The 21,697-nt window shown below is 66.4% G+C and carries 21 protein-coding genes and 4 tRNA genes; 16 read left to right on the top strand and 9 right to left on the bottom strand.

Annotation, left to right across the window (positions count from 1 at the left end; genetic code table 11):
* Nucleotide 1: 1 nt before the first annotated feature.
* Together MKW15_RS16485 and MKW15_RS16490 are read right to left on the bottom strand one after the other, a co-directional pair.
* Nucleotides 2–904, bottom strand: coding sequence for an AlbA family DNA-binding domain-containing protein (locus tag MKW15_RS16485; protein ID WP_240860138.1), 903 nt, complete (start codon nt 902–904; stop codon nt 2–4).
* Between the two features lie 121 nt (nt 905–1,025).
* Nucleotides 1,026–1,400, bottom strand: a complete 375-nt coding sequence (locus MKW15_RS16490; RefSeq protein ID WP_240860140.1) for a VOC family protein — start codon at nt 1,398–1,400, stop codon at nt 1,026–1,028.
* A 339-nt stretch (nt 1,401–1,739) separates the two neighbouring features.
* Here MKW15_RS16490 and MKW15_RS16495 point away from each other — a divergent pair, with 339 nt between their 5' ends.
* From MKW15_RS16495 to MKW15_RS16510, 4 genes are all read left to right on the top strand, one after another.
* Nucleotides 1,740–2,438 (top strand): hypothetical protein, encoded by a 699-nt coding sequence (locus MKW15_RS16495; protein ID WP_240860142.1) that lies wholly within the window; start codon nt 1,740–1,742, stop codon nt 2,436–2,438.
* Nucleotides 2,439–2,539: 101 nt separating this feature from the next.
* A complete protein-coding gene (locus MKW15_RS16500) occupies nt 2,540–3,658 on the top strand; it encodes an esterase/lipase family protein (protein ID WP_240860144.1) in 1,119 nt (372 codons plus the stop codon).
* A 277-nt stretch (nt 3,659–3,935) separates the two neighbouring features.
* Complete coding sequence (locus MKW15_RS16505; protein WP_240860147.1) at nt 3,936–5,117, top strand: DNA polymerase IV; 1,182 nt, start codon at nt 3,936–3,938, stop codon at nt 5,115–5,117.
* Nucleotides 5,114–6,061, top strand: coding sequence for an esterase/lipase family protein (locus MKW15_RS16510; protein ID WP_374247440.1), 948 nt, complete (start codon nt 5,114–5,116; stop codon nt 6,059–6,061). The genes MKW15_RS16505 and MKW15_RS16510 overlap by 4 nt, the downstream gene beginning before the upstream one ends.
* Before the next feature lie 1,075 nt (nt 6,062–7,136).
* Here MKW15_RS16510 and MKW15_RS16515 read toward each other — a convergent pair.
* Genes MKW15_RS16515 through MKW15_RS16525 form a run of 3 tightly spaced genes read right to left on the bottom strand, consistent with a single transcriptional unit; the run spans nt 7,137 to nt 10,312 of the window.
* Nucleotides 7,137–8,327, bottom strand: coding sequence for an alkaline phosphatase family protein (locus MKW15_RS16515; RefSeq protein WP_374247443.1), 1,191 nt, complete (start codon nt 8,325–8,327; stop codon nt 7,137–7,139).
* A gap of 24 nt (nt 8,328–8,351) precedes the next feature.
* Entirely contained in the window at nt 8,352–9,473 is a 1,122-nt protein-coding gene (gene menC / locus MKW15_RS16520; RefSeq protein ID WP_240860149.1) for an o-succinylbenzoate synthase, read from the bottom strand.
* Entirely contained in the window at nt 9,470–10,312 is an 843-nt protein-coding gene (locus tag MKW15_RS16525) for a GNAT family N-acetyltransferase (protein WP_240860151.1), read from the bottom strand. The genes menC and MKW15_RS16525 overlap by 4 nt, the downstream gene beginning before the upstream one ends.
* 70 nt (nt 10,313–10,382) lie before the next feature.
* Here MKW15_RS16525 and MKW15_RS16530 point away from each other — a divergent pair, with 70 nt between their 5' ends.
* From MKW15_RS16530 to MKW15_RS16550, 5 genes are all read left to right on the top strand, one after another.
* Nucleotides 10,383–10,904 (top strand): YtxH domain-containing protein, encoded by a 522-nt coding sequence (locus MKW15_RS16530; protein WP_240860153.1) that lies wholly within the window; start codon nt 10,383–10,385, stop codon nt 10,902–10,904.
* Nucleotides 10,905–11,005: 101 nt separating this feature from the next.
* The gene (locus MKW15_RS16535) at nt 11,006–11,386 is read left to right on the top strand and encodes a copper resistance CopC family protein (RefSeq protein WP_240860154.1); all 381 of its coding nucleotides are present in this window, start codon (nt 11,006–11,008) and stop codon (nt 11,384–11,386) included.
* An 11-nt stretch (nt 11,387–11,397) separates the two neighbouring features.
* Entirely contained in the window at nt 11,398–12,129 is a 732-nt protein-coding gene (locus MKW15_RS16540; protein WP_374247441.1) for a YcnI family copper-binding membrane protein, read from the top strand.
* Entirely contained in the window at nt 12,122–12,676 is a 555-nt protein-coding gene (locus MKW15_RS16545; protein ID WP_240860155.1) for a copper resistance CopC family protein, read from the top strand. The genes MKW15_RS16540 and MKW15_RS16545 overlap by 8 nt, the downstream gene beginning before the upstream one ends.
* Nucleotides 12,677–12,724: 48 nt before the next feature.
* Nucleotides 12,725–13,612 carry a copper resistance D family protein gene (locus MKW15_RS16550; RefSeq protein ID WP_240860180.1) on the top strand — a complete coding sequence of 296 codons (888 nt, stop codon included), beginning with the start codon at nt 12,725–12,727 and terminating at the stop codon, nt 13,610–13,612.
* 15 nt (nt 13,613–13,627) lie between these two features.
* On the opposite strand, the gene MKW15_RS16555 is transcribed toward MKW15_RS16550, so the two are convergent.
* On the bottom strand, nt 13,628–14,545 hold the full coding sequence (locus tag MKW15_RS16555) for an alpha/beta fold hydrolase (protein WP_240860156.1): 918 nt from the start codon (nt 14,543–14,545) through the stop codon (nt 13,628–13,630).
* 187 nt (nt 14,546–14,732) lie between these two features.
* Between MKW15_RS16555 and MKW15_RS16560 the strand changes: the two genes are divergently transcribed.
* Both MKW15_RS16560 and MKW15_RS16565 read left to right on the top strand, forming a co-directional pair.
* Nucleotides 14,733–15,536 (top strand): alpha/beta fold hydrolase, encoded by an 804-nt coding sequence (locus MKW15_RS16560; RefSeq protein WP_240860182.1) that lies wholly within the window; start codon nt 14,733–14,735, stop codon nt 15,534–15,536.
* 102 nt (nt 15,537–15,638) lie between these two features.
* Nucleotides 15,639–17,219, top strand: a complete 1,581-nt coding sequence (locus MKW15_RS16565) for an aspartate:alanine exchanger family transporter (protein ID WP_240860157.1) — start codon at nt 15,639–15,641, stop codon at nt 17,217–17,219.
* Between the two features lie 7 nt (nt 17,220–17,226).
* On the opposite strand, the gene MKW15_RS16570 is transcribed toward MKW15_RS16565, so the two are convergent.
* A tRNA-Lys gene (locus MKW15_RS16570) sits at nt 17,227–17,299 on the bottom strand.
* Between the two features lie 196 nt (nt 17,300–17,495).
* Between MKW15_RS16570 and MKW15_RS16575 the strand changes: the two genes are divergently transcribed.
* From MKW15_RS16575 to MKW15_RS16585, 3 genes are all read left to right on the top strand, one after another.
* Nucleotides 17,496–17,568 (top strand) — tRNA-Glu (locus MKW15_RS16575).
* A gap of 45 nt (nt 17,569–17,613) precedes the next feature.
* Nucleotides 17,614–17,690, top strand: a tRNA-Asp gene (locus tag MKW15_RS16580).
* Between the two features lie 30 nt (nt 17,691–17,720).
* Nucleotides 17,721–17,797: transfer RNA gene (locus MKW15_RS16585), tRNA-Phe, on the top strand.
* 37 nt (nt 17,798–17,834) lie between these two features.
* Here MKW15_RS16585 and MKW15_RS16590 read toward each other — a convergent pair.
* A complete protein-coding gene (locus MKW15_RS16590; protein WP_240860158.1) occupies nt 17,835–18,602 on the bottom strand; it encodes a tyrosine-type recombinase/integrase in 768 nt (255 codons plus the stop codon).
* A gap of 203 nt (nt 18,603–18,805) precedes the next feature.
* Here MKW15_RS16590 and istA point away from each other — a divergent pair, with 203 nt between their 5' ends.
* Together istA and istB are read left to right on the top strand one after the other, a co-directional pair.
* Complete coding sequence (gene istA, locus MKW15_RS16595; RefSeq protein WP_308221062.1) at nt 18,806–20,335, top strand: IS21 family transposase; 1,530 nt, start codon at nt 18,806–18,808, stop codon at nt 20,333–20,335.
* A complete protein-coding gene (gene istB / locus MKW15_RS16600; RefSeq protein WP_240860161.1) occupies nt 20,332–21,102 on the top strand; it encodes an IS21-like element helper ATPase IstB in 771 nt (256 codons plus the stop codon). Before istA ends, istB begins: the two co-directional genes overlap by 4 nt.
* A gap of 106 nt (nt 21,103–21,208) precedes the next feature.
* On the opposite strand, the gene MKW15_RS16605 is transcribed toward istB, so the two are convergent.
* Complete coding sequence (locus MKW15_RS16605) at nt 21,209–21,607, bottom strand: N-terminal phage integrase SAM-like domain-containing protein (protein WP_240860162.1); 399 nt, start codon at nt 21,605–21,607, stop codon at nt 21,209–21,211.
* Between the last annotated feature and the right edge of the window lie 90 nt (nt 21,608–21,697).

Consider the following 21,697-nt stretch of genomic DNA (forward strand, 5'->3'; position numbering starts at 1 on the left):
CCTACCGCTCCACGGAGAACCGAACCGCTGCGCGCGCCTGCGCTGCCAACGCCGAACCGGCACCCAACGGCCAGCGGTGCATGACGTAGTCGGCAGCGGCGTCGACGTTGAGCTGGCGGCTGGAATTGCCGGTGCGCACCCACAATTCGGGAGCGGCATTCTTACCGGGCTTCAGGTAGACCGGCTGCGGTGATGGCACACAGGTGATTCGGCAGACCGGCTGCAAACTGTCTTGCACAGCAACATCTTCGACGGAGATTCCGACCGAGGCGGCGATGTTCTGGCCGAGCGTCGTGGTCAGCAGGTCGCGCAACCACAGTTCGAAGCGGTCGGCGTCGGGAACCTTGAGCGTCGCGTAGTCGGGGTCGAGGCCGAGGGGTGTGCCGTCGTCGTCGACGCCGACCAGGAGCGTGCCGCCATCGGCGTTGACGAAGGCCGCGATGGTCTTCGCGATGACGTGCTCCATCTTCGGATCTTTTTGTCCGGTGCGCAGATTGATGCGCGCGGTGGATTTGAACTCGACGCGGTCGGATTCGCCCTGCGCGAGGAGGTCTGTGATCGGGGCATGCTGTTGGCGCTGGAAGCGGGCCGCGACCGCGCCGTAGATCGCGACCACGACAATCGAGCCGGCGAGCGCCAACAGGATGGTGACGGGATTCAGAACCCGGATGTGACGGTCGATGAGCCCGGCGACCATTAGCCCCACCGTCGACCCGAGCATCGACAGCACGATGCAGGTGGTGAGTTCGAGGTGTGCGTGGCGCCGCAGCACCAGTCGGGCGACGCCGGCGAAGACCAGGGCAACCGCCAGCACGATGAGGATGCCGATGGCCGCGGTCCAGACCGGCACCGCCGTCTCGATCTCGGTGGTGTCGGCCAGGTTCAGAAGCGAGTGTTCACGCACACGGGACAGTATCGCTAACCGACAGGGTCGATGAAAGTGCGATCCGTATGAAGTTGTGCCCGGATTCCGGGCACAACTTCATACAGATCAATGGACGGCGCGCCAAGGGACAGTCGTCTGATCAGCTCTGGTCGCGGTACGGGAGGTACTGCACGTTCCAGTGGTTGCCGTCCGGGTCGTCGAAGTAGACGAAATGTCCCCAGGGCTGGATGTCGATGTCGCTGACCTCGATACCCGCATCGACGAGGTGTTGGTGTGCGGCATTGATGTCGGAGACGCAGAGCATCAGCGTGCCCGCGTTCGGTGGTGCGGCGTCGACCAGGCCTTTGCCAAAGGCGATCGAACATCCCGATCCGGGCGGGGTCATCTGGACGAATCGGATGTCGTCGCTGGGGGACTGATCGTGGTCGGCGTTGAAGCCGACGCGCGTGTAGAAGTCCTTTGCCCGGTCGACGTCGGTGACGGGGAGAAACGCGACTTCGAGTGTCCAGTCCATGATGACCGTCCTTTGTGATGGTGAGGTTGTTGACAGGACTCATCCTGGCGGAGATCGCGGACAGTTTCGGTCCTCGTTTCGCATCGCTCTCCGCTGGGTCGAGTCCCACTGGGCGGTACGCAGGTAACCCCGATCACACTCCGGGCTCTACACGGACCGCGCCATACCCTAACGTAGGCTACGCATCGGTAACCTACTCACGGGTAGCGGCCGTCGCAGGGGGTCATGGAGGGGCGGAGACGCTCTCGCGCAACAGTTCTGGCTTGTCGCTGAATCGTGTCGGGGCGAGCGAAGCGACGGGAATGTTACATCGGGTCGGGGTTAAGGGGAGGGCTTTGGATGACCGATGTACTCGATTTGTGCCCGCCGCGGCGGACCACGAAGCGCTTTCTCGGATCGGCCGCGTTGCTCGAGGCCATCGAGATCGAGCAGTTGATCGTGGTGCCGGGTCTGAATGCACTGCTGGCTCAGCCGAGCCGGTTCGGCCTGGCTGGCGAAACCTCGGCGGCGTTGGCGGCGACACTGCGGGCGCACGTTCGCACGGTCGCGCAACTGAAGGCCATGGCACTCGAAGTCTTGGGCGAAACACGGTGTAGTGCAGCGCATATGAACAAGATGCCATCGTCTTTGCCGGTTCGTGGACTGGCGACGATCATGGCGCACCCGCGACGCGCGGAGGATCCGGATGTACGCGCGATCGTGTCGATCGGTTTCGCGTTGGTGGCCGTGCACGCGGTGACCGATCCGACGAACTGCACCACCGCATCACCGGCGCTCAATCTGGTCCCGCCGCCGCTGCATCGGGATCGGGCGCTGTTGGGCCGGGTTCTCGCGCAAGCACTCCCGCGGCTGGACCCGGACTCGGCCATGCTGTTGACGCTGTACGTGACGAAGGCGAGCGCGTTCTTTGCCGCAGCCGAGCGCCGACGCGCGGGGACCGAGGAGTTCTCGCTCGTGCGCTACAACTCGCACGCATTGCGGACATCCTGCCGGCGCATCGGTTTGCGCACACATCAATTGCGCATCGCACTTCCGTGAGATGCCGTGCTGCTCAATCACATTGAATTGAAGGGGGTAACGCCATGATGGCGTACAGGAAATTGTCGGGGCTCGTTGCCACAGTAGCGGCGACGGTGATCATGAGCTTCGCGGTCACAGCCGCACCGGTGCAAGGTGCGCCATCGGGCGTCGGGACGACCCCGGCAACCACGGACGAGGTCGCGCAGGCCCAGCGAATCGTCGACTACATCAACTCAGCACAGCGTCCGGGTACCGCGAAGGGGCAGGTGCGGGCCGTCAACGCGTTGACCCACGACGTGGCGACCCGGCCACTGGGCCCGGTCCCCGACACCGACGTCACCGGTCCCGCCCAGCGGGGATTCTGGCCGGCGTTCGCCTACGGCCAGGTCCATCCGAATGCGGCTCCTCCTGGCGCCAACGACTTTTCGTGCAAGCAGAAGACCGGTCAGAACCCTGTGGTGCTCGTGCACGGCACCTGGGAGAACGCCTACGACAACTGGGCGGCGTTCGCGCCAGTCCTCAAACGGGCCGGATACTGTGTCTTCGCGCCGAACTACGGGCGGACCGATCTGCTCAACGGCGGCGGATTGGGTGTGGCGCTGCCGGGAACCAACGGTGTTGTGGCCATTGAATACTCGGCTGCACAGCTCGGCCGCTACATCGACCGCGTGCGACGTGCCACGGGTGCGTCGAAGGTCGACATCATCGGGCACTCACAAGGTGGTCTCGTGGCCCGACAGTGGATGAAGTTCGGTGGGGGAGCCAATGATCGGCATCCCGAGCGCAACAAGGTCGGCAAGTTGATCACCTTCGGTGCGACCAACAAGGGGACCACGCTGCTCGGCATCGGCGCCCTGGGGCGGGGGATCAACAATCTCGGTCCGGCGTTCAACGTGCTTGGTGTCACCGAGATCTTCGTCGGCCGATCCGGCATCCAACAGACCGTCGACTCGCCGTTCATCCGGAACCTGAACCGATCGAAGCTCGTGTTCCCCGGGGTCGAATACACGATCGTCGGCACCCGGTACGACGAGGTGACCACGCCCTACGACCTCACCTTCATCCGTCGCCCCGGCGTGCGGAACATCGTCCTGCAGAACGGTTGTGAACAAGACACCTCCGATCACCTGGCGATGTCGTACTCGCCGCGTGCGATCTCCATCGCGCTGCAAGCGCTCGACCCGGTGCGATTCGGCCGTCTTGCGTGCGGGCCGAGCCCCTGGTTCTTCAGCTTCTGACTCCCTCTGACTCCTCATGCGGACGCCGGGGAGGGCGTCGATGAGGGACCGGTCGGGCCGATCGTCGATCGATCGGCCCGACCGTGCTCCGCCGGCGATCGGTGGTGGTGGCGTACCCGAGCGCGCCGCGCTTCGAGCGTGCTCCGCCGGCGATCGGTGGTGGTGGCGTACCCGAGCGCGCCGCGCTTCGAGCGTGCTCCGCCGGCGATCGGTGGTGGTGGCGTACCCGAGCGCGCCGCGCTTCGACCGTGCTTTCTCAGGGCGTACCCTGCGAATTGTGACCACCTCGGACCCATCGCGCTATCGGTGGCTCCTGCACGTCGACCTCGACCAGTTCCAGGTTTCGGTGGAGCGTCTGCGCAGTCCCGAACTGGTCGACGTCCCGGTGATCGTCGGCGGCAACGGCGATCCGACCGAGGCCCGCAAGGTGGTGACGTGCGCGTCGTATGAGGCACGCGACCACGGTGTGCGCGCCGGGATGCCGCTGCGGGCCGCGTACCGCAAGATGCCCGACGCGGTGTATCTACCACTCGACATGGGTGCTTACGATGCCGCTTCTGCGGAAGTCATGGAAGTTCTTCGGGGATACGGCCACCCGGTCGAGGTGTGGGGCTGGGACGAGGCGTACCTCGGTGTCGGGCTCCTCGACGCGGGCACGGCTGGACCGTCGCCCGACGACACCGAGATCGCCGCGCTGGCCACGCGTATCCGTGCCGACATCCGCGATGTGTGCGGGTTGAGTAGCTGTGTGGGCATCAGCGACAACAAGCAGCGCGCCAAGATGGCCACCGGATTTGCCAAGCGCCCCAAGGATCCCGATTCGACGGTCGAGCCGCCCAAAGTCTTTCTGCTGGACGGCCGCAACTGGCTCGACCTGATGGGGGAGCGGCCCAGCCGTGACCTGTGGAGCGTCGGTCCCAAGACGTCGGCAAAGCTGAGTCGCAACGGAATCGAGTCGGTGAACGACCTGATCGGCACCCCGCGCGACGAACTGATCGCGTTGTTCGGTCCGCACCAGGGCAATTGGCTGTACGTGCTGAGTCGTGGCGGCGGTGACTCGACGGTGACCCCGGAACCGTGGCTGGCGCGCTCACATTCCAAATCGCAGACCTATGCGCACGATCTGCACACCTACGACGAGATGCGTGCGGCAACCGCCGACCTGCTGCGTGACCTGCTCCATCAGGTCGTCGGCGAAGAGCGCGTGCCGTTCCGGGTGGCGGTCACGGTGCGGACGACGACGTTCTTCACCCGCACCAAGTCGCACAAGCTCGACGCGCCCACCACCGACTACGACACGCTGGAAGCGGAGGTCGCCGAGTTGCTCGCCAAGTTCGAGATCGACCGTCCGGTCCGGTTGCTCGGCGTGCGGCTCGACCTCGAGAGCGATGACGACACCGAAGTCGGCGGTGACAACGAGATCGGCGGGGGCCGGGAGACGAGTGCGGGGACAGCATGATCGGCGTGAGGCAGGCGACGGTGGTGATCGCTCTCGGCGTGCTGACGACGTTGTCGGGTCTGGCGGCGTCGGCGCACGCAGATCGCCCAATCGCTGTGACCTACGACTATCGCGCCGGTATCGAAGCAGAGCTGCGTCGTCCTGGCGGGTCGCTGCCGGGTACCAACGACTTTCGTTGCCGGCCGACGACGGCGCATCCGCGTCCGGTGATCCTGCTGCACGGCAGCGGTGGTGGCCGACAGACCAACTGGGCGACGCTGGCAGCGGTCCTGCACAACGCCGGATACTGCGTCTTTGCACCCACCTACGGCACTCTGGGTGAGGTGTGGCCGGCGTCGGCGCTGGGCGGGCTGGGCCCCAAGCTCGACAGTGCTTGGCAGGTCAAGATATTCGCGGATCATGTGCGGGCCGCGACCGGGGCGCGTCAGGTCGACATCGTCGGGCATTCGCTCGGCACCGAGATCCCCACGTACTGGCTCAAGTATCTGGGTGGTGCCGGTTCGGTTGCCCACTACGTGTCTCTCGCTCCGTACTGGCGCCAAGGACCCGACGAGGACGACGCACGCGGGGAGTCGATCTACCGCCTCCGTGATCTGCTCGGCGTGTCCGGTCCGCGTCGCTCATGTCCGGAATGCAGCTCGCCGCCAAGGGATCTCGACTTCAACGCGGCAGTGCGTCGGCCGACGCCCTATCTGCCCGGCATCCGATACACCAACATCGTGACCCGCCACGACGAGATCGTCACCCCTTACACCAACGGTCTGCTCGCCGGGCCGACCGGGACGACGGTTCGCAACATCGTTCTGCAAGATGGTTGCGCCGCAGATCATTCCGGCCACCTCGGGCTGGTCGCGGGCCGCCGGTCGACCGCGCTGGTGCTGGCTGCCCTCGACCCGGCACGTGCGCCGCCGATCCCGTGTGTTCCAGTGGCACAGACCATTTGAGGTCCCTTTCCGCTACCTCGAGCAACTCCGGCAGCGGATGGGACTCTTCGAGTCAGCGACCCACCCGCCGACCTTGTCAGCGATCGCGGCGGCGGGAAGAGGGGCGTGGAGCGCGGCGCGGCGACGATGATCCACGAAAAATAGGGGAAGAAACTCGTCCCCTATCCCTGGAGTCCTCCCCGCGAATTTTCTCGCGGGCGACTCAACAAGCAGGGGCAGAAAGTAGGGGAAGAACCTTCCCCTACTTCCAGTGGTCCGGCGCCTCGCTGACGTGGCCCGTTCGCCTGCCCTTCGAGGTATCCCTCGGCTGGCGCCTCGGGTACCTCAGAGAGCGGTGGGGTGGTGGACGCTTATGTGCAGGTCAGGGCGCTAGTCACCGAACTCGTCGGATCAGCGATCCACCCGCCGACCTCGTCGGCGATCGGCGGCGGGAACAGCGCGGCCTCGCGGAAACCGCACCTGTGGCCAGAACCCGCAGGTGAGGCCAGAAACCGCTGGTGCGCATCGGGTTTCTGGCCAGACGCGGGTTCTGGTTCGCGGCACGCCGACGCGCACTCAGACGAGGGTGGTCGTCGGGCCTGGGGCGCACAAGAAAGTAGGGGAAGAAGCTTCTTCCCCTGGCGTTGGAGTCCTCCCCACAAATTTTCGCGGGGACGACTTGGAACTTGGGGGAGGAAGTTCTTCCCCTAGATTCTTGCGGCAGGACGCTGACGCAATTCCGCAGTTCAGGAGCCGAAAGCAGCACCCTTCGGATCTGCCGACCCACCCGCCGACCTCGTCGGTGATCGTGGAGGCGGGCAGAGCGTGGTCGCTGAGCGCGAAGGCAATCCGACTCACCGGCACGCGTCCGAAACGGGCCTCCTCAGTGCACTCCGAGGGCATATTGCCCTCGGTGGCACCTCACGGCGACCGTTTCAGACGCCAACCCCCGCGGGCGAGCCGGTTCAAGCATGGAACGCACCGCGAGCCCGTCGGATTTCTGCACCCCCAACCCGACCACGTGCACTATGCACGTGGCCAGCCTCCCAGGTGCAGATTGCCGCAGGTCGCGGTGGCGATCACCCAACGCGTCGAGTCAACCCGTCGCGATCAGCAGCGGCACAAGCTGTTCGGCCGACGACCACGCGCCATGGTGGCCGAGTAGCCGGGACTCGAGTGGTTCGTTGCGACTGCGGACGAGGACGGTGTCGCCGGTCGCGACAGCGATGACATCGCCGAGGCGGTCGGCGATGCGGCGCCCCACCTCCGGGCCGAACCAGCCCTCCTCGACCGCCTGCTCGCGGGTGGCGACGCGGGCCAGGCCGTGCAGCGTCGACGACCACGCATCCGACACATCGGTCGCGGCACCAGAACTCGCGTAGGCGTGGCGCACCCGCGCCTCGCCGGCCACCGCGTCGGTGCCGGCGAGTAGTGCGGGCGTGGTGTCGATGTCGACGGCGGTACCCGCGGTGACCATGCCGTGGTCGCCGGTCACGAGGAGCGTGGCGTCGGGCGGAAGGGCGTCGGCGAGGTCGGCCACGAGCGTGTCGACGAGACGCAGCTTCGCCAGCCACTGCGGCGATCCCGGGCCGTGGAGATGTCCCGCGGTGTCGAGCTCACTGAAGTAGACGTACACAAAGCGCCGACGGCGAGATCTGCGACGCAGTGTCGCGGTGACCGCGGCCCGAATTCCGTCGGGGGTGACCGCAGGGATATAGCGTCCGGGTGCGGGAAAGGCGAGCTGGGTGAGCCCGGTTCCGCGGAATTCACCCGGCATCACATAGGTGATCGCGATGCCGTCGTCGTCGAGGTTGTCGAGCAGGGTGGCGTGCGGCTTCACCAGCGCCGGTGGGTAAGTGACCAAGGCCGACGGCCCGTCCGCGTTGTCGAGCGACCACCGCAGTGCATTGAGCACCCGACGCGACCCGCGTGCCCGGCAATCGTCGTCGGGCCGGAACGAGTAGCCGACGATTCCGTGTACGCCACACGACGTTCCGCTGGTGAGGCTGGTGATGCTGGTCGCTGTGGTGGCCGGAAAGCCCGCGCGCAGTGTCGGGCCCCGCAACGACGCGAGATGGGGCGCGGCGTCGGCGTGTTCGTCGAGCAGGGTCGCCCCGAGTCCGTCGACGAGGAACAACACCACGGTGTGTGCGGTCGGGACCGTGACGTCGGTTGTGGCCCACGCGCCGAGCGCGGCACCCGCCGCCGGCATGACGTCGGCGAGTGTGTGCGGAAACTCCGACCAGCGGTCCGGCGTCAGGTCGCGCGGACCGACCTCGTCGGGCAGGGAGTGTTTGGGTGGCACAGTGTTTCAGCCTGCCGAATCCGTCGCCGGAATCCACTCGCGCCACGTGGTGGCTGCGGCGAGTGCGTCGGGAAGTGGGTCGACGCCGATGCCGGGGCCGGTCGGAACCCGCATCGCCGATCCGGAGTCGACGACAAACGGTTCGGTGATGTCGTGATCGAAGTAGCGGTCCGACGCCGAGATGTCGCCGGGCAGAACAAAACCCGGCATGGCGGCCAGCGCCAGGTTCGCGGCCCGGCCGATGCCGGTCTCCACCATGCCGCCGCACCACACCGGAATCCCGTGCGCCGCACAGACATCGTGGATTCGCGCGGCTTCGAGATAGCCGCCGACGCGTCCGGGTTTGATGTTGACGATGTCGCAGGCGCCCATGATGATGGCGTCCGCGGCGGCTCGTGCCGAGACCACCGATTCGTCGAGGCAGATCGGCGTCGACGACATCGCCCGCAGGCGAATGTGACTGCGCATGTCCTCCTCGTCGAAGGGTTGCTCGATGAGTGTAAGGCCGAAGTCGTCCAACTTCACCAGGTGGCGCAGATCGACCGGCGTGTACGCAGTGTTTGCGTCGACCTGCAGCATCAGGTCGGGTCCGAAGTGGTCGCGCACCGCGCGGACCGGAACGAGGTCCCAGCCCGGTTCGATCTTGAGTTTGATTCGCCGGTAACCGTTTTCGATGTAGCCGGATACCTCGTCGAGCAGTTCGGGCAGGGTGTCGCGGATGCCCACCGAGACTCCCACCGGTACCGAGGAGGCGATGCCGCCCAGACGGCTCGCCAGTGATGTTGCGGTGGATCGCAACTCGGCGTCGAGGATGGCGGTTTCCAACGCTGCCTTCGCCATCCGGTGGCCCTTGATGGCCGCGATCCGCGGAGCAACCTCGATGGCGGTGACGTCGGTTCCCATGAGTGGTGGGATCAGGAAGCGCCGCAACACGTCGATCGCGCCGTCGGTGTACTCCGACGAGTAACTCGGCTCGTCGATGCTGACGCACTCGCCCCAGCCTTCGCCGACATCGGTGACCGCGCGAACGAGAAGTGCGTTGCGGGAGTGCTCGATTCCGAACGAGGTGCGGAACGGCGTGACCAGCGGCAGTTCGACCCGCAGGAGTTCGATCCCGGTCAGCTTCATGGGTTCTCTGATCCGGGTGCCGCACCAGAACCGGCTGCACCGAGCACGTAGTGGCCGGATCGCAGGAAGTCGACCGACCGGCGCGAATGGCCTTCGACGAGAAGGGGACTCAGAGCCTCGCGCAGTGCGATACGCCAGCGGGCGGCATCTACCGGATGACTGTGCCGCATCGCCTCGATGTCTCGTGGGACGGGCACCACGATCGTCGTGGCTGGATCGAATCGGTCGGTCCGCGCCTCTGGACGACCGGATTCGATGTCGATGCCGAGCACCGCTCCGCTTGCCACGAGTTCCTCGGCCGAATTCGCCTCTGCAGCTGGCTCGTCGTCGGCGCGCAGGTCCCAGGATGCGAGCACGCGGTCGGAGTCGTCGTCGCCGCCGAGTTCGTCGCCGATGTCGCCGTAGAAGTCCTCGTAGTAGTGGCAGGGCTCAGCACCGAGTTTGGTGATGTTGAAGTAGGCGTTGCGCGCGACGAGTGGATCGAAGGTCCACGTGATGGTGCTCAGCCCGCGATGCAGCGCCCATCGTCGTTGGTGCATCTTGAGCGCATACCCGACGTGGTGGCCACGGCCGCGTCGCGAGACGCCGGTGATGTGACTGTGCAGCGTCTGCCCGACCGGTGCCGCGAAGAAGGCGACGCTGCCGCCGGCGAGGTGGTCGCCGATGAATGCGCCCGTCACGTAGTTGCCGGCGTGCGACAACGCGCGCAGCATGTCGGTGCTCACCGGGCGGTTCGCCGGGTCGGGCCGCCACACGTCGTCGAACACCCGGGCCAGGTCTTCGAGTTCGTCGGGGGAGGAGAGTTCTCGGATCTCGACGCCGGGGGATGCGTGCGGCATGTGCCCATTGTTCCATCGTGTGCGTGGGCCGGTGGGCCAGTTGGGGGAGCGCGCCGCATACGATGCCCTCATGCATCCGGCGTCGCAGCGACCGTCCGACGCGTTGACGCGCGTCGCGGTCGGTGCCGTCGTACCCGCGGTGGCGGTGGCTGCGCACGGTGTCGCCGGTGGCGGGATTCCCGGCGCTGCGGGCCTGCTCGTCAGCGTCGCCATCGGGGGACTGCTCGGATGCGTGGCCCACTCAACCCGCCGGACACGGACTGCGGCGATGGTCACGACGACGCTGCTGCTGAGCTTCGCCCAGGTCGCCTGCCACTGGGCGCTCGCGGTCGGCGACGCCGGGCACGCAATGCATCAAGTGGGCGGGCCCGGAATGCTCGTGATGCACGCGATCGCGATCCCGGTCAGTGCCGTTCTCCTCGTGCTGGCCGCGACGCTGGCCGACGTAGTCACCTCAACCATCCGGTCCATGACGCCACCGCCGGTCCTGCGCGTACCTGCGCAGCCGCGGATGCGGTGGGTCGAGCCGCTCGTTTCCTCGGGACCGGTCCTCGGTGGGCCGGGTGTGCGTGGGCCGCCGGTCACGGCCTGAACCACGCGTCAACCACCGCGCCGCGACGTCGGCGGGTGGCCCACACCCATGTCGTGCGCCCTGCGATGGCGTGCGCATTCCCGAGAGGAACCCGAAACATCATGAAATCCATCGTTCGCTGGTCCGTCGTCGCCATCGTGATCGCGGCCGCCACCGCACTGCTCGGTGCGGTGTACGCGCCGAACGCCTCCGCACATTCGTCGGTGAAGACGTCGAACCCGGCCAACGGGGCGACGCTGACGTCGGCGCCCGCCCAGATCACCATCACCTTCAACTCGCCGTTGCAGCGCTCGAACGCCACCCTCTCCGTGGTCGACGAACACGGTCGCGCGTGGCAGACCGGCGCGCCTGTGGTCCGCGGAACCACGGTGACCCAGGCGGTCAACCCGCGCGCCGGTAAGGGCCGCTACCAGGTCCGGTTCTTCTTCCTCGCGGCAGACGGTCATCCGTCGCCGGGCGTGCTGAACTACCGCGTCGCCTGAACCACACAGTCGTGATCGAACAGAGAGTGAACACCTTGCTGAACAACACATCTCGCGCCCACCTCCGGCGCATCCTGGTTCCGGTGGCTGCGGCCGCAGTCGTCGGTGTGGCGTCGTTGACCGGGGCCGGCGCGGCGTCGGCGCATGTCACCGCGAACTCGGCGACCGTCACCCAGGGCGGCTACGGCATCGTCAATTTGGTCGTACCCAACGAGGAGGACGTCCCGACGGTCTCGCTGCGGGTGTCGGTGCCCAACCTCGCCGGTGTGCGCACCGAGCCGATGCCGGGCTGGAAGTCGCAGATCATCAAGGACCCGGCGACCGAAGAGGTCACCGCCGTGGTCTGGACGGCCGATCCCGGACAGGGCATCCCGGTCGGTCAGTTCGAGGAATTCCGCATCCAGGGCGGCCCGTTCCCCGAGCAGGAAACCGTCGCGTTGCCCGCGGTGCAGACCTACGCGAACGGCGTGACCGTCGACTGGTCGCAGCCGGAGAACGCGGACGGTTCCGAACCGGAACACCCCGCTCCGACCCTCACCCTGGCGCCGAGCAACGGTGACCATCACGGCGGGGCGCACGGCGCGAACGATCAGGCCGACGCCCAGTCCGATTCGTCGACCTCCGACACCGCCGCGCGCTGGCTGGGCGGCGTCGGACTGCTGCTGGGTGCGATCGGCGCGGTCGTCGGCGTCGCAGCGTTGAGCCGTCGGGGCAAGAAGTCAGGTGGCTCCGACGATGCGTGATCGGCGGATCCCGTCGCTGGTGACCCTGCTGGCGTTGTGTCTGGGCGTGTTGGGCTTCGGCGTTGTCGGGACCCTCACCGCGCCCGTGGCGTCGGCGCATTCCAAGCTGGAGTCGATGGACCCGGCCGACGGCGCCAAGCTCGACCGCGCACCGGCGGCCGTGACGCTGACCTTCAACGAGGGTCTGCAACGCTCATTCGCTGTGCTCAACGTGGTCGGCCCGGACGGGCACTACTGGCAGAAGGGTGATCCGGTGGTGCGGGGCCCGCAGATCAGCGTGGTGGTCGGCGAACTCGGTCCGGCGGGGAAGTACACGGTGAACTACCGGGTCACCTCCGCCGACGGCCATCCGGTCGAGGGTTCGCGGAGCTTCGAGATGACCGTCGCCGGAAACGGCACTCCGGGACCGGTCGCCGACACCTCCTCCGGCGGCGACGGCGGCGGATTCCCGGTGGTGGCGCTGCTGATCGGCGTCGGCGTCCTGCTCGTCGTCGGGTTGGGCGTCGTGTTCTGGCTGAACCGACGGTCGTCGGGCTCGTCGGCCTGATCGATGCCCTCTGGTTCCGGTTTCGCGGCAGCCCGGTCACGTGACCTCATGGTCGTGGCCGGGCTGCCCGTGATGCTGGCCGGGCTCGCGCTCTGTTGGGTGCTGACCCAGCCGATCGGTCCGGGCGCCGTGGCGATTCCGACGACGGTCGCGCTCGGCGCGGCGGTGATGCTCGTCGGACTCGGAGCGTTGCCCACGATCGGAGCCGAACCGTCGACGCGGACGATCGGTGTTCTCGCCGCAGTCTGGTTGATGGCGGTGCTGTTCGCGGCGTGGCTGCGTGCCGCGGACGTGTCGGGGGTCGAGCCGGCCGACGTCGATCTCGGCCAGTTCGGTGACGTGCTCATCGGCGGTGCGCCCGAACTCATCGCCGGAGCGGCGGCCGTGCTGGTGCTGGTGTGGGTGGTGGCGGATCTGTTGACCACCTCGACGGTTCCCGTGGCCGTGGTCGCGGCACTCGCCGCGATCGGCGTCCTCACCATGGCGATCTCGGGGCACGCGTCGGTGCATGCCTGGGGTCCCGTCGTGGTGGGCGCCCACGCGATCGGCGCGGCGTGGTGGTGCGGGAGCCTGGCCGCGATGGTGCTGTCGGTGCGCGGCCGATCGGGCTGGGCCACAACACTTCCCGCGTTCTCGCAGCGGGCCCCGTGGGCGGTCGGCGTGGTCGCGGTGACCGGCGTGGTTGCCGGCCTCGTCGAAGTCGGTGGGGTGACCGAACTCGTCACCACCGGCTACGGCCGGGTGCTCCTGGCCAAGAGCGTCGGCCTCTGCGTGCTGCTCGGCATCGCTTGGTGGCATCGCACCCGCTGGGTGCCCGCGGCCCAGCGGCATCGGAGGACCGAGGCCGCGTCGATCCGATCGGGCGTCGTCGAGATGCTGGTCATGGCCGTGGTGCTCGGCCTGGCGGCGGGGTTGTCGGCGACGTCGCCGAACTGACTGCCGCGCTTCGATTCAGCGGATCGCGCGCGGCTGATCCCAGATGGCGCCGAGTTCCTCGAGGATGTCGGTGGCCATGTGCAGCGTGCTGATGTGGCTTTCCCCGGCCAGCTCGAACAGTTTGGCGTCGGGCAGCAGGTTCACCATGTGTTCGCCGTGGAAGTACGGGATGATGTGGTCGTGGTCGCCGTGCCACCAGCGGACCGGGACGTTCACGTCGCCGACGCGGAACCCCCAATCCCGGGCGAACACAACCACATCGGCGAACGGCGCCTCCATGCGTCGGCTCCCGCCGTGCAGCAGGTCGTCGAGGAACATCGCCCGGAACTCAGGGCGGGCCAGGATCTCTCGGTCGGCTTGCGGGGAGAGGCGACCGTAGATGCTGATGGCGGGGTCGGCGATCGGGCGTGCGACGCCGAGGATGGCGCTCAGCACCTGTCCGATCGGTGCGCCCGCGACCCGCACCGCGGGTGCCAGCAGCGTGCCGATCCGCATCGCGCCGCCGCCGATGGCGTCGGGGCCCACAGTGGGTGCGACACCGCCGAGGATGCCCGCCGCGACCACCCGCTCCGGCATCGCATGCGACACGGCCAGCGCGTACGGGCCGCCGCCGGAGAGGCCGATGACCGCGAATTCCTCGATGCCCAGGGCGTCGACGACGGTGGCGAAATCGTCGGCGAACTCGGCGACGTTCACGTAGCGGTGCGGAGTCGACGATCCGACGCCGGGACGGTCCAGGCCGATCAGCCGGATGCCGTGCGTGGCAGCGTACTCGCGGGCCTCGGTCGGGATCTGACGACGTGCCCCGGGTGTGCCGTGCAGCCACACGACCGGCCGGCCCGAGGCCGACCCGAACTCGGCGAATCCGATGCGTCGTCTGTTCTCGCCGACGGCGATCGAGCCCTCGATCTTCGGACGAGCGATGTCCATCATCACTCCAGCATCGCATGAGCTAGATCACAGGCGGGACGGGTGGTCGGTTTTGTCTCGCGGACCCGCGCGGGCGTGGCTCCCTGCGCGTACCGTCGATGCGGTGAGTCCTGCCATTTTCTCGAGCGTTGCGCGTGCCTTCAATCACCTACTCAAGCCGTATCCGGCGCGTGATCTGCCGCCCGGCGAGATGGTCGAGTTGCCGGGTCGTGGCCGGACCTTTGTCACCGACTCCGGTCCGCGCGACGCACCCGCGGTGTTCCTGTTGCACTCGGTGCTCACCACCGGGCTGCTGTGCTGGTACCCCTCGATTCCTGCGCTGAACAAGCGCTATCGCGTGATCACCCTCGACCATCGCTGGCATGGTCGCGGGATCACGTCACCCGGCTTCGATCTCGAGGACTGCGCCGACGACGTCGTCGCCCTGGCCGACGTACTGGGCATCGACAAGTTCACCGCAGCAGGCTTCTCGATGGGCGGCGGAATCGCCCAGCTGGTGTGGCGTCGACACCCGAGTCGGGTGTCGGGGCTCGTATTGTGTTCCACCGGACCGTATTTCAGCACCCACGATCCCGAACACCGTGAACGCGCACAGCGTACGGGCCGGTTTCTCGCCCCGATCTACCGCCGCCTGCCGCGGCCGTCGGAGAAGAGTCTGAACAAGACGACGTCGCACACCTCGGTGTGGGCGATGCGGCAGTTCTTCTCGACCCCGCTCTCGCACATGGGTGACTTCGGTGACGGCCTGGGCCGCTTCGATTCGCGCGACTGGCTCGGTGAGATCGACGTGCCCACCGCGGTGGTGGTGTCCACCCGCGACAAGGTGGTCGAGCCGGAGCGTCAGCAACTGCTCGTCGACGGCATCCGCGGTGCGCAACGTTTGGAGGTCGACGGCGGACACGCCTGCTGCGTCCTCGGCGCGGAATGGTTCATCCCGCCGTTCGTCGAGGCGGTCGACGCGGTGACGGTGGGGGAGCGTCAGCCCGCCGGGTGAGGCGAAAAATGCGGATCAGTCGGTGAATGACGTGACGTCTCGCGTCGCCGCGCCATAGGATTGCCCTACCTGGATCGACACAGTTCCACGTCAGGAGCAACGGTGCACTGGTTCGTCGAAAGCCCGCTTCTTGCTTTGTTTTTCGCGGTCGGGGTCGGAAGTCTGCTGGGTCGGATTCCGTTTGGTCCGGTGTCGTTCGGGCCGGCAGGCGCACTGTTCGTCGGGCTTGCGCTGACGGCGATCGACGGCGACATCGAAGTTCCGCAGATCATCACCAGCATCTCGCTGTGCGTCTTCTGCTACATGGTGGGCATTGCCGCGGGTCCCGCATTCGTCAACGCGATCAGGACCGGATGGAAACCTGTGCTGGTCTCGGTTGTCGCGATCTTTGCGATGGCGGGGACCGCGCTGGGTGTCGGCAATCTGCTCGGCTTCGACATCGGGACGATCGCCGGCGCGTTCTCCGGGGCCGGAACCGCCACCGCAGCGCTGGGCGCCGTGCAAGAACAACTCGCTGACGGTGGAGCCATTCCGGCGGAACCGGCGATCGGCTACGCGGTGGCCTATCCGATCACTGTTCTCCTGACGATTCTGTCGTGTGCCTGGCTGATCAGTGTCGGCCGGAGCAGGCCGAACCGCGAGGATCGCGAGAAGGTGTACCCGATCCTCGTGCGGACCCTCGAGGTGGTGGGCGATCCGGGCCTCACCGTCGCCGGCTTGTCCGCGCGATATGAAGCCGTGGTGTCGAGGCTGACGCACGACGGACGCACCGTCGTAGCGCACGACGCCGAACCCATAGCCGACGGTGATCTGCTCACCATCACTGCGCGCGAAGACGAGATCGCTCGTGTCGTCGACGATCTCGGCCGTCTCGCGGACCGCGAGCCGTGGTTCGACCGCAGTTCGATCGACTTTCGACGTGTCACATTGTCGAACCGGACCATGGTCGGTCGCCAACTGCACGAGCTACGGATGGAGGAACGGTTCGACGCAGTTGTCAGCCGCGTGCGTCGTGGCGACATCGATCTTGTGGCGACTCCAGACCTGATCCTGCAGAGTGGCGACCGTCTGCGTGTCACCGCACCGCGTGACCGCCTGGCTGAGATCACGAAAGAACTCGGCGACTCCGAACGCGGCGCTGGCGACATCAACGCGATCGGCCTGGGTCTCGGTCTGACCATCGGGCTGGTGCTGGCCTTCGTCGAGATCCCGATGCCCGGCGGGGGCACGTTGATCCTCGGCACTGCCACGGCTCCACTCATCATCGGGGTGGTTCTGGGAGCGATCGGCCGGACCGGGCCGATCGTCTGGACCCTGCCCGGCAACGTCACCAATACGCTCAACCAGTTCTCGTTGCTGATCTTTCTTGCCGCGGTGGGTATCGGTTCCGGCGCCGGTCTCGTCGACGCCCTCGGCGACAGCGGTCTGCAGCTCGTCGTACTCGGATTCTGCATCTCCGCCGCGCATGCGCTGATCTGCCTCGTCGGGCTGCGCTACCTACTGCGATTCGGGACGGCACGTTCGCTGGGCGGGCTCACCGGGTCCCAACTGAATCCGGCGCCGTACGCGTTCGCGATGGCGCGGGTGCCCGATCAACGGGTCGCTGTGGGCTACGCAGTGCTGTTCCCGGTGAGCATGATCGTCAAGGTCTTCCTGGCCCAGCTTATGGTCGTCTACTTCTGACCGTCGGTGCCCCCTCTCGGGCTCGAACCGAGGACCTGCGGATTAAAAGTCCGTAGCTCTACCAACTGAGCTAAAGGGGCTTGTTGCGCTGACGAGTGTAGCGCGACGAGAGTGACACTTCCGACTCACCCTGCACGACGATGAGGTTGCCATGGCACTCGGAAAGCGAGCGCGATGGCAACCTCATCGAAGTGACCGTTTTGGGCCGTGACCTAACGATTTGTGTATTCACGACGCCGTGTCCTAAGCTGAGTCGGCTCCCAACGGAGAACACCGGCCCCCTTCGTCTAGCGGCCTAGGACGCCGCCCTTTCAAGGCGGTAGCGCGGGTTCGAATCCCGTAGGGGGTACGCTTGCCCTCCCCTTGCGGGCTGGTGGGTAACACAACAGAACAAGGCCCTGTGGCGCAGTTGGTTAGCGCGCCGCCCTGTCACGGCGGAGGTCGCGGGTTCGAGTCCCGTCAGGGTCGCCAATGGTTTCGGTATTTCCACCGGCACCGTCCGGCCAGGTAGCTCAGTTGGTACGAGCGTCCGCCTGAAAAGCGGAAGGTCGCCGGTTCGATCCCGGCCCTGGCCACCAAGAGGTTTACGCAGGTCAGAAGCTTTTCTAGCTTCTCCTACAACTCGTCGGAACTGTTGTCTTCGTCGCCCGATGGGGCCACTACGGGGCCAAGCGGTTCCTCGGCCGAAATCTTCACGTCGATCGCGTCCGCGACCTGGTTCAGCTCGCCGTCATAAAGGTCGGCGTATGTGTGAGCAGTGACTGTGATCGAGGCGTGCCCCATGGCGCGCTGGAGAAGTCGAAGATCGGCACCCGCCGACCTAGCAAGAGACGCGTACGTATGACGCAGATCATGTATGCGTAGCTCAGCGTAACCGAGTTCGGCCTTCGCCTTCTTCCAGCCAACCGACCGGACCCAGTTCCCTCGTCCGAGACGCCCACCTTTCGGAGCAGCGACCGCAGGTGCGGTTCGGCTTCTCCCTGACATCCGCCGCCGGAGCGTCACGACGATAGCCTCGGGGATCGGCACGGTGCGTGTGCTAGCGAGGCTCTTGGTTGCTCCGGTCACCAGTTTGCCGCCCACCTGGGTCATAGAGCGACGAACGTGGATACGACGCCTGTCGAGATCGATGTCAGAGACGTTGAGGCCTGTCAGTTCACCCCATCTCAGCCCCGTATAGGCGAGGATGCGCACGATGTCGCCATATGGATGACAGAGCCGTGCCAACTGCTCAACTTCTTGGACTGTGAGGTAGAGGTGTTCGGTTGGCAGCAGCGGGGGGAAGATGGTTTGCACGGCGGGATTCTTGGCGATCCAGCCTTCGGTGAGAGCGTGTTCGAGCACCATCCTCAGCAGTGAGTGCCGCCATCTGTCGACGGCCATGAAAAACTGCCCGTGTGCGGCCATGAAAGTGCCCGCTGACGGCCAATAAGGACTGCCCGCTGGCGGTCAGGTAGGTGCCCGTTGGTGGCCACGATTTTGCCCACGTCTTCTTGTTGATCCGGCGCGTCTGCGCTGTGGGGGCCTCTCCCGTTGGTTTCGATGTCGATGCCTAGTCGTATCGGAACCTCACGAGAGAGACCCTCTTGAAGTCTGACGGAGAACTCATGGACATACTCAATGCCTACGACCTGACGGGGTCGTATCGGGCGGCGGCCGCGTTGTGCGGCTGCTCCCATCACACGGTGAAGAAGGCGGTCGAGGATCGGGCTGCGGGGTTGGCGCCGGCGGTGCGCCGGGCCCGGCTGATCGACGATTTCCTACCGCAGATCGAACGATGGGTGACCGAGTCACGCGGCAAAATCCGCGCCGATAAAGCACACGAGAAACTCGTCGCGTTGGGTTTCACCGGCGCGCAACGCACCACCCGCCGTGCGGTCGCGGAAGTGAAAACCCAATGGCGACTGGGGAACACACGAGTCCACCGGCCGTGGATCACCGAACCCGGGCTGTGGTTGCAGTACGACTTCGGTGACGGCCCACTCGTTGATGGCCGCAAGGTCGTGTTGTTGGTGGCGTGGCTGGCGTGGTGCCGGTATCGGGTGGTGATCCCGTTGCGTGATCGGACCGCGCCGAGCGTGTTCGCCGGCCTGGACCGGGTGTTCCGGATTCTCGGTGGCGCCCCGACGTATGTGTTGACCGACAACGAGAAAACCGTCACCACCGGGCATGTCGCCGGGGTTCCGGTCCGCAACCGTGATGCGGTCAGCTTCGGCCGCTTCTACGGCGTCAGCGTGCTCACCTGCGAGCCCGCCGACCCCGCCACCAAGGGCGGGGTGGAAAACGCGGTGAAGCTGGCCAAAGCCGATATCGTGCCGACCGACACCAACCTGCTCGACGCCTACGAGTCGTTCACCCAGGTGCAGGCGGCGTGTGAGCAGTTCATGGCCCAGATCAATGATCGGGAGCACCGGGCAACCGGGCGGCGTCCGGTGGAGATGCTCGCCGAGGAACGACAGCGGTTGCATCCGATCCCCGACATGCCACACACGACGGGGTTGGGAGTGACCCGCCGGGTTCCCGACAACACCCCGATGATCACCTTCGACCACTGTCAATACTCGGTTCCGGCAACGCTATTGGGTCAGTCGGTGTGGGTGCGGCACCATTCCGGCAGCGATGAGGTCATCGTGTGCGCCCTGGATGCGGGTGGGCCGAGCGAGGTGGCCCGCCATGCCCGAACCACTCGGGGTATCCCGGCCGTCGATGACGCCCATTTCCCCGGGTATCACCCGAAAATGCCGGGCGACTACCGGATTCGGGCCCGCACCGATGCCGAGCGGTCGTTCCTGGCGATCGGTGAGGGTGCGGGGTTGTGGTTGAAAGAAGCCGCTGCCGTCGGGACCGAACGCATGTTTCAGAAAATGGCCCACGCCGTCGAGTTGGCGGCCCTGCACGGCCACACCGATGTGGACTGGGCACTCGGGCATGCCGCGGTGCATGGCCGCTTCGCCACCGGTGACCTCGACTCGGTACTGGCCAGCAAAGGCCTCGACCTGACCCGCGCGCACGCCTCGGAAACCACCTCACTGGCACAAGGCACCAAAGGATGGAACATGCTGGGCACCAACATGATCGACAACAGTGATGACGTCACCGAGGAGGATGGTCGATGACCACGACACTGGCATCGTTGCCCGCCGAGGTGGAAGCGTTGATGAAACAACTCCGCCTGCCCCATGCCCGCGCCATCGCCGCCGAGGTGCTGGCGACCGCACGCGCCCAACGCTGGGACCCCGCCGACGTCCTCAAAGCACTCCTCGACGAAGAGGCCGCCGGCCGCGCCCGCTCCATGCTCGCCTCCAGACGCAAAGCGGCGAGCTTCCCGACCGGCAAAACCTTCGACGTGTGGGACGAGACCGCCTCCTCTATCCCGATCCCCACCCAACACGCCCTGCAAACTCTCGAATGGGTCGGTCGGCGGGAGAACCTCGTGGTGTGTGGGCCCGCCGGGACCGGTAAAACATTCTTCCTTGAAGCCCTCGGGCAGAAAGTGATCGAAGCGGGTATGCCGGTGGCCTGGTTCAGTCTCGAACAACTCGGCACCCTCGTGCGTGCCCACCGGGCCGATGACACCCTCGGCAAAGCGATCGCCAAAATCGTGCGCGCCGAACTGATCGTCATCGACGACGTGGGCCTGCTGCCGGTGGGTACCGATGCCGCCGAAGGGCTCTACCGCGTCGTGGAAGCCGCCTACGAACGCAAATCCGTCGCCGTGTCCTCCAACCTGCACCCGTCAGGATTCGACGAGCTGATGCCCAAAACGCTGGCCACCGCCACCGTGGACCGGTTGCTGCACCACGCACACCTCTGCCAAACCAGCGGCGACTCCGTGCGCCTGGCCCAAGCCCTCACCGGGAAAGGAGTCACCGCCCTGACCTAACCCCAACTCGAACCCGGTGGTGGTCTCGTGGGCACTTTCATGGCCGCCACCGGGCACCCCCACGTGACCGCCTACGGGCAGTCTTGATGGCCACCAGTGGGCAGTTCTACATGTCCCTTGACAGCCATCTCCGAGTACGGGGGCTCACATCCATCTCGTTGACCCATCGCTGGATCGAGTCACGGTCGATGCGGGTCACCGGCCACGCCCCAAAGGCCGGCTGAACATGTAGCCGCCAATTGTCCTCGTACCCCCGGTACACCTTGGCACTGACGTCTTGTCGTGTTTCCAGCCATGACGCGTACGCGAACGCGGTACTTATTGCGTCGCCGCGTCGCGGGTCATAGATCACTCCTCGACTGCGGGCGGCAATCACCTCCGCTTCAAAGGCGCGAGCCTCCCGTTCAGTCCGAAACGCCTTCTTGCGCTTCTGCCGCGTCGGGAGTCGCCACTCGACGAGCCATCGCGGTTCGCCTTTGGTCGTCTTGTACTTGCTGATACTCATGACGCCCGGTCACCGGGGTTCACGATGCGACTGGCACCCAGCCAAGCCTCGACGTCGGACTTCCACCATCGTCGAGAGCCGGGGCCCAGC

Origin of the sequence: Gordonia gummivorans, assembly GCF_022513585.1 — a bacterium.
Classification (GTDB): domain Bacteria; phylum Actinomycetota; class Actinomycetes; order Mycobacteriales; family Mycobacteriaceae; genus Gordonia.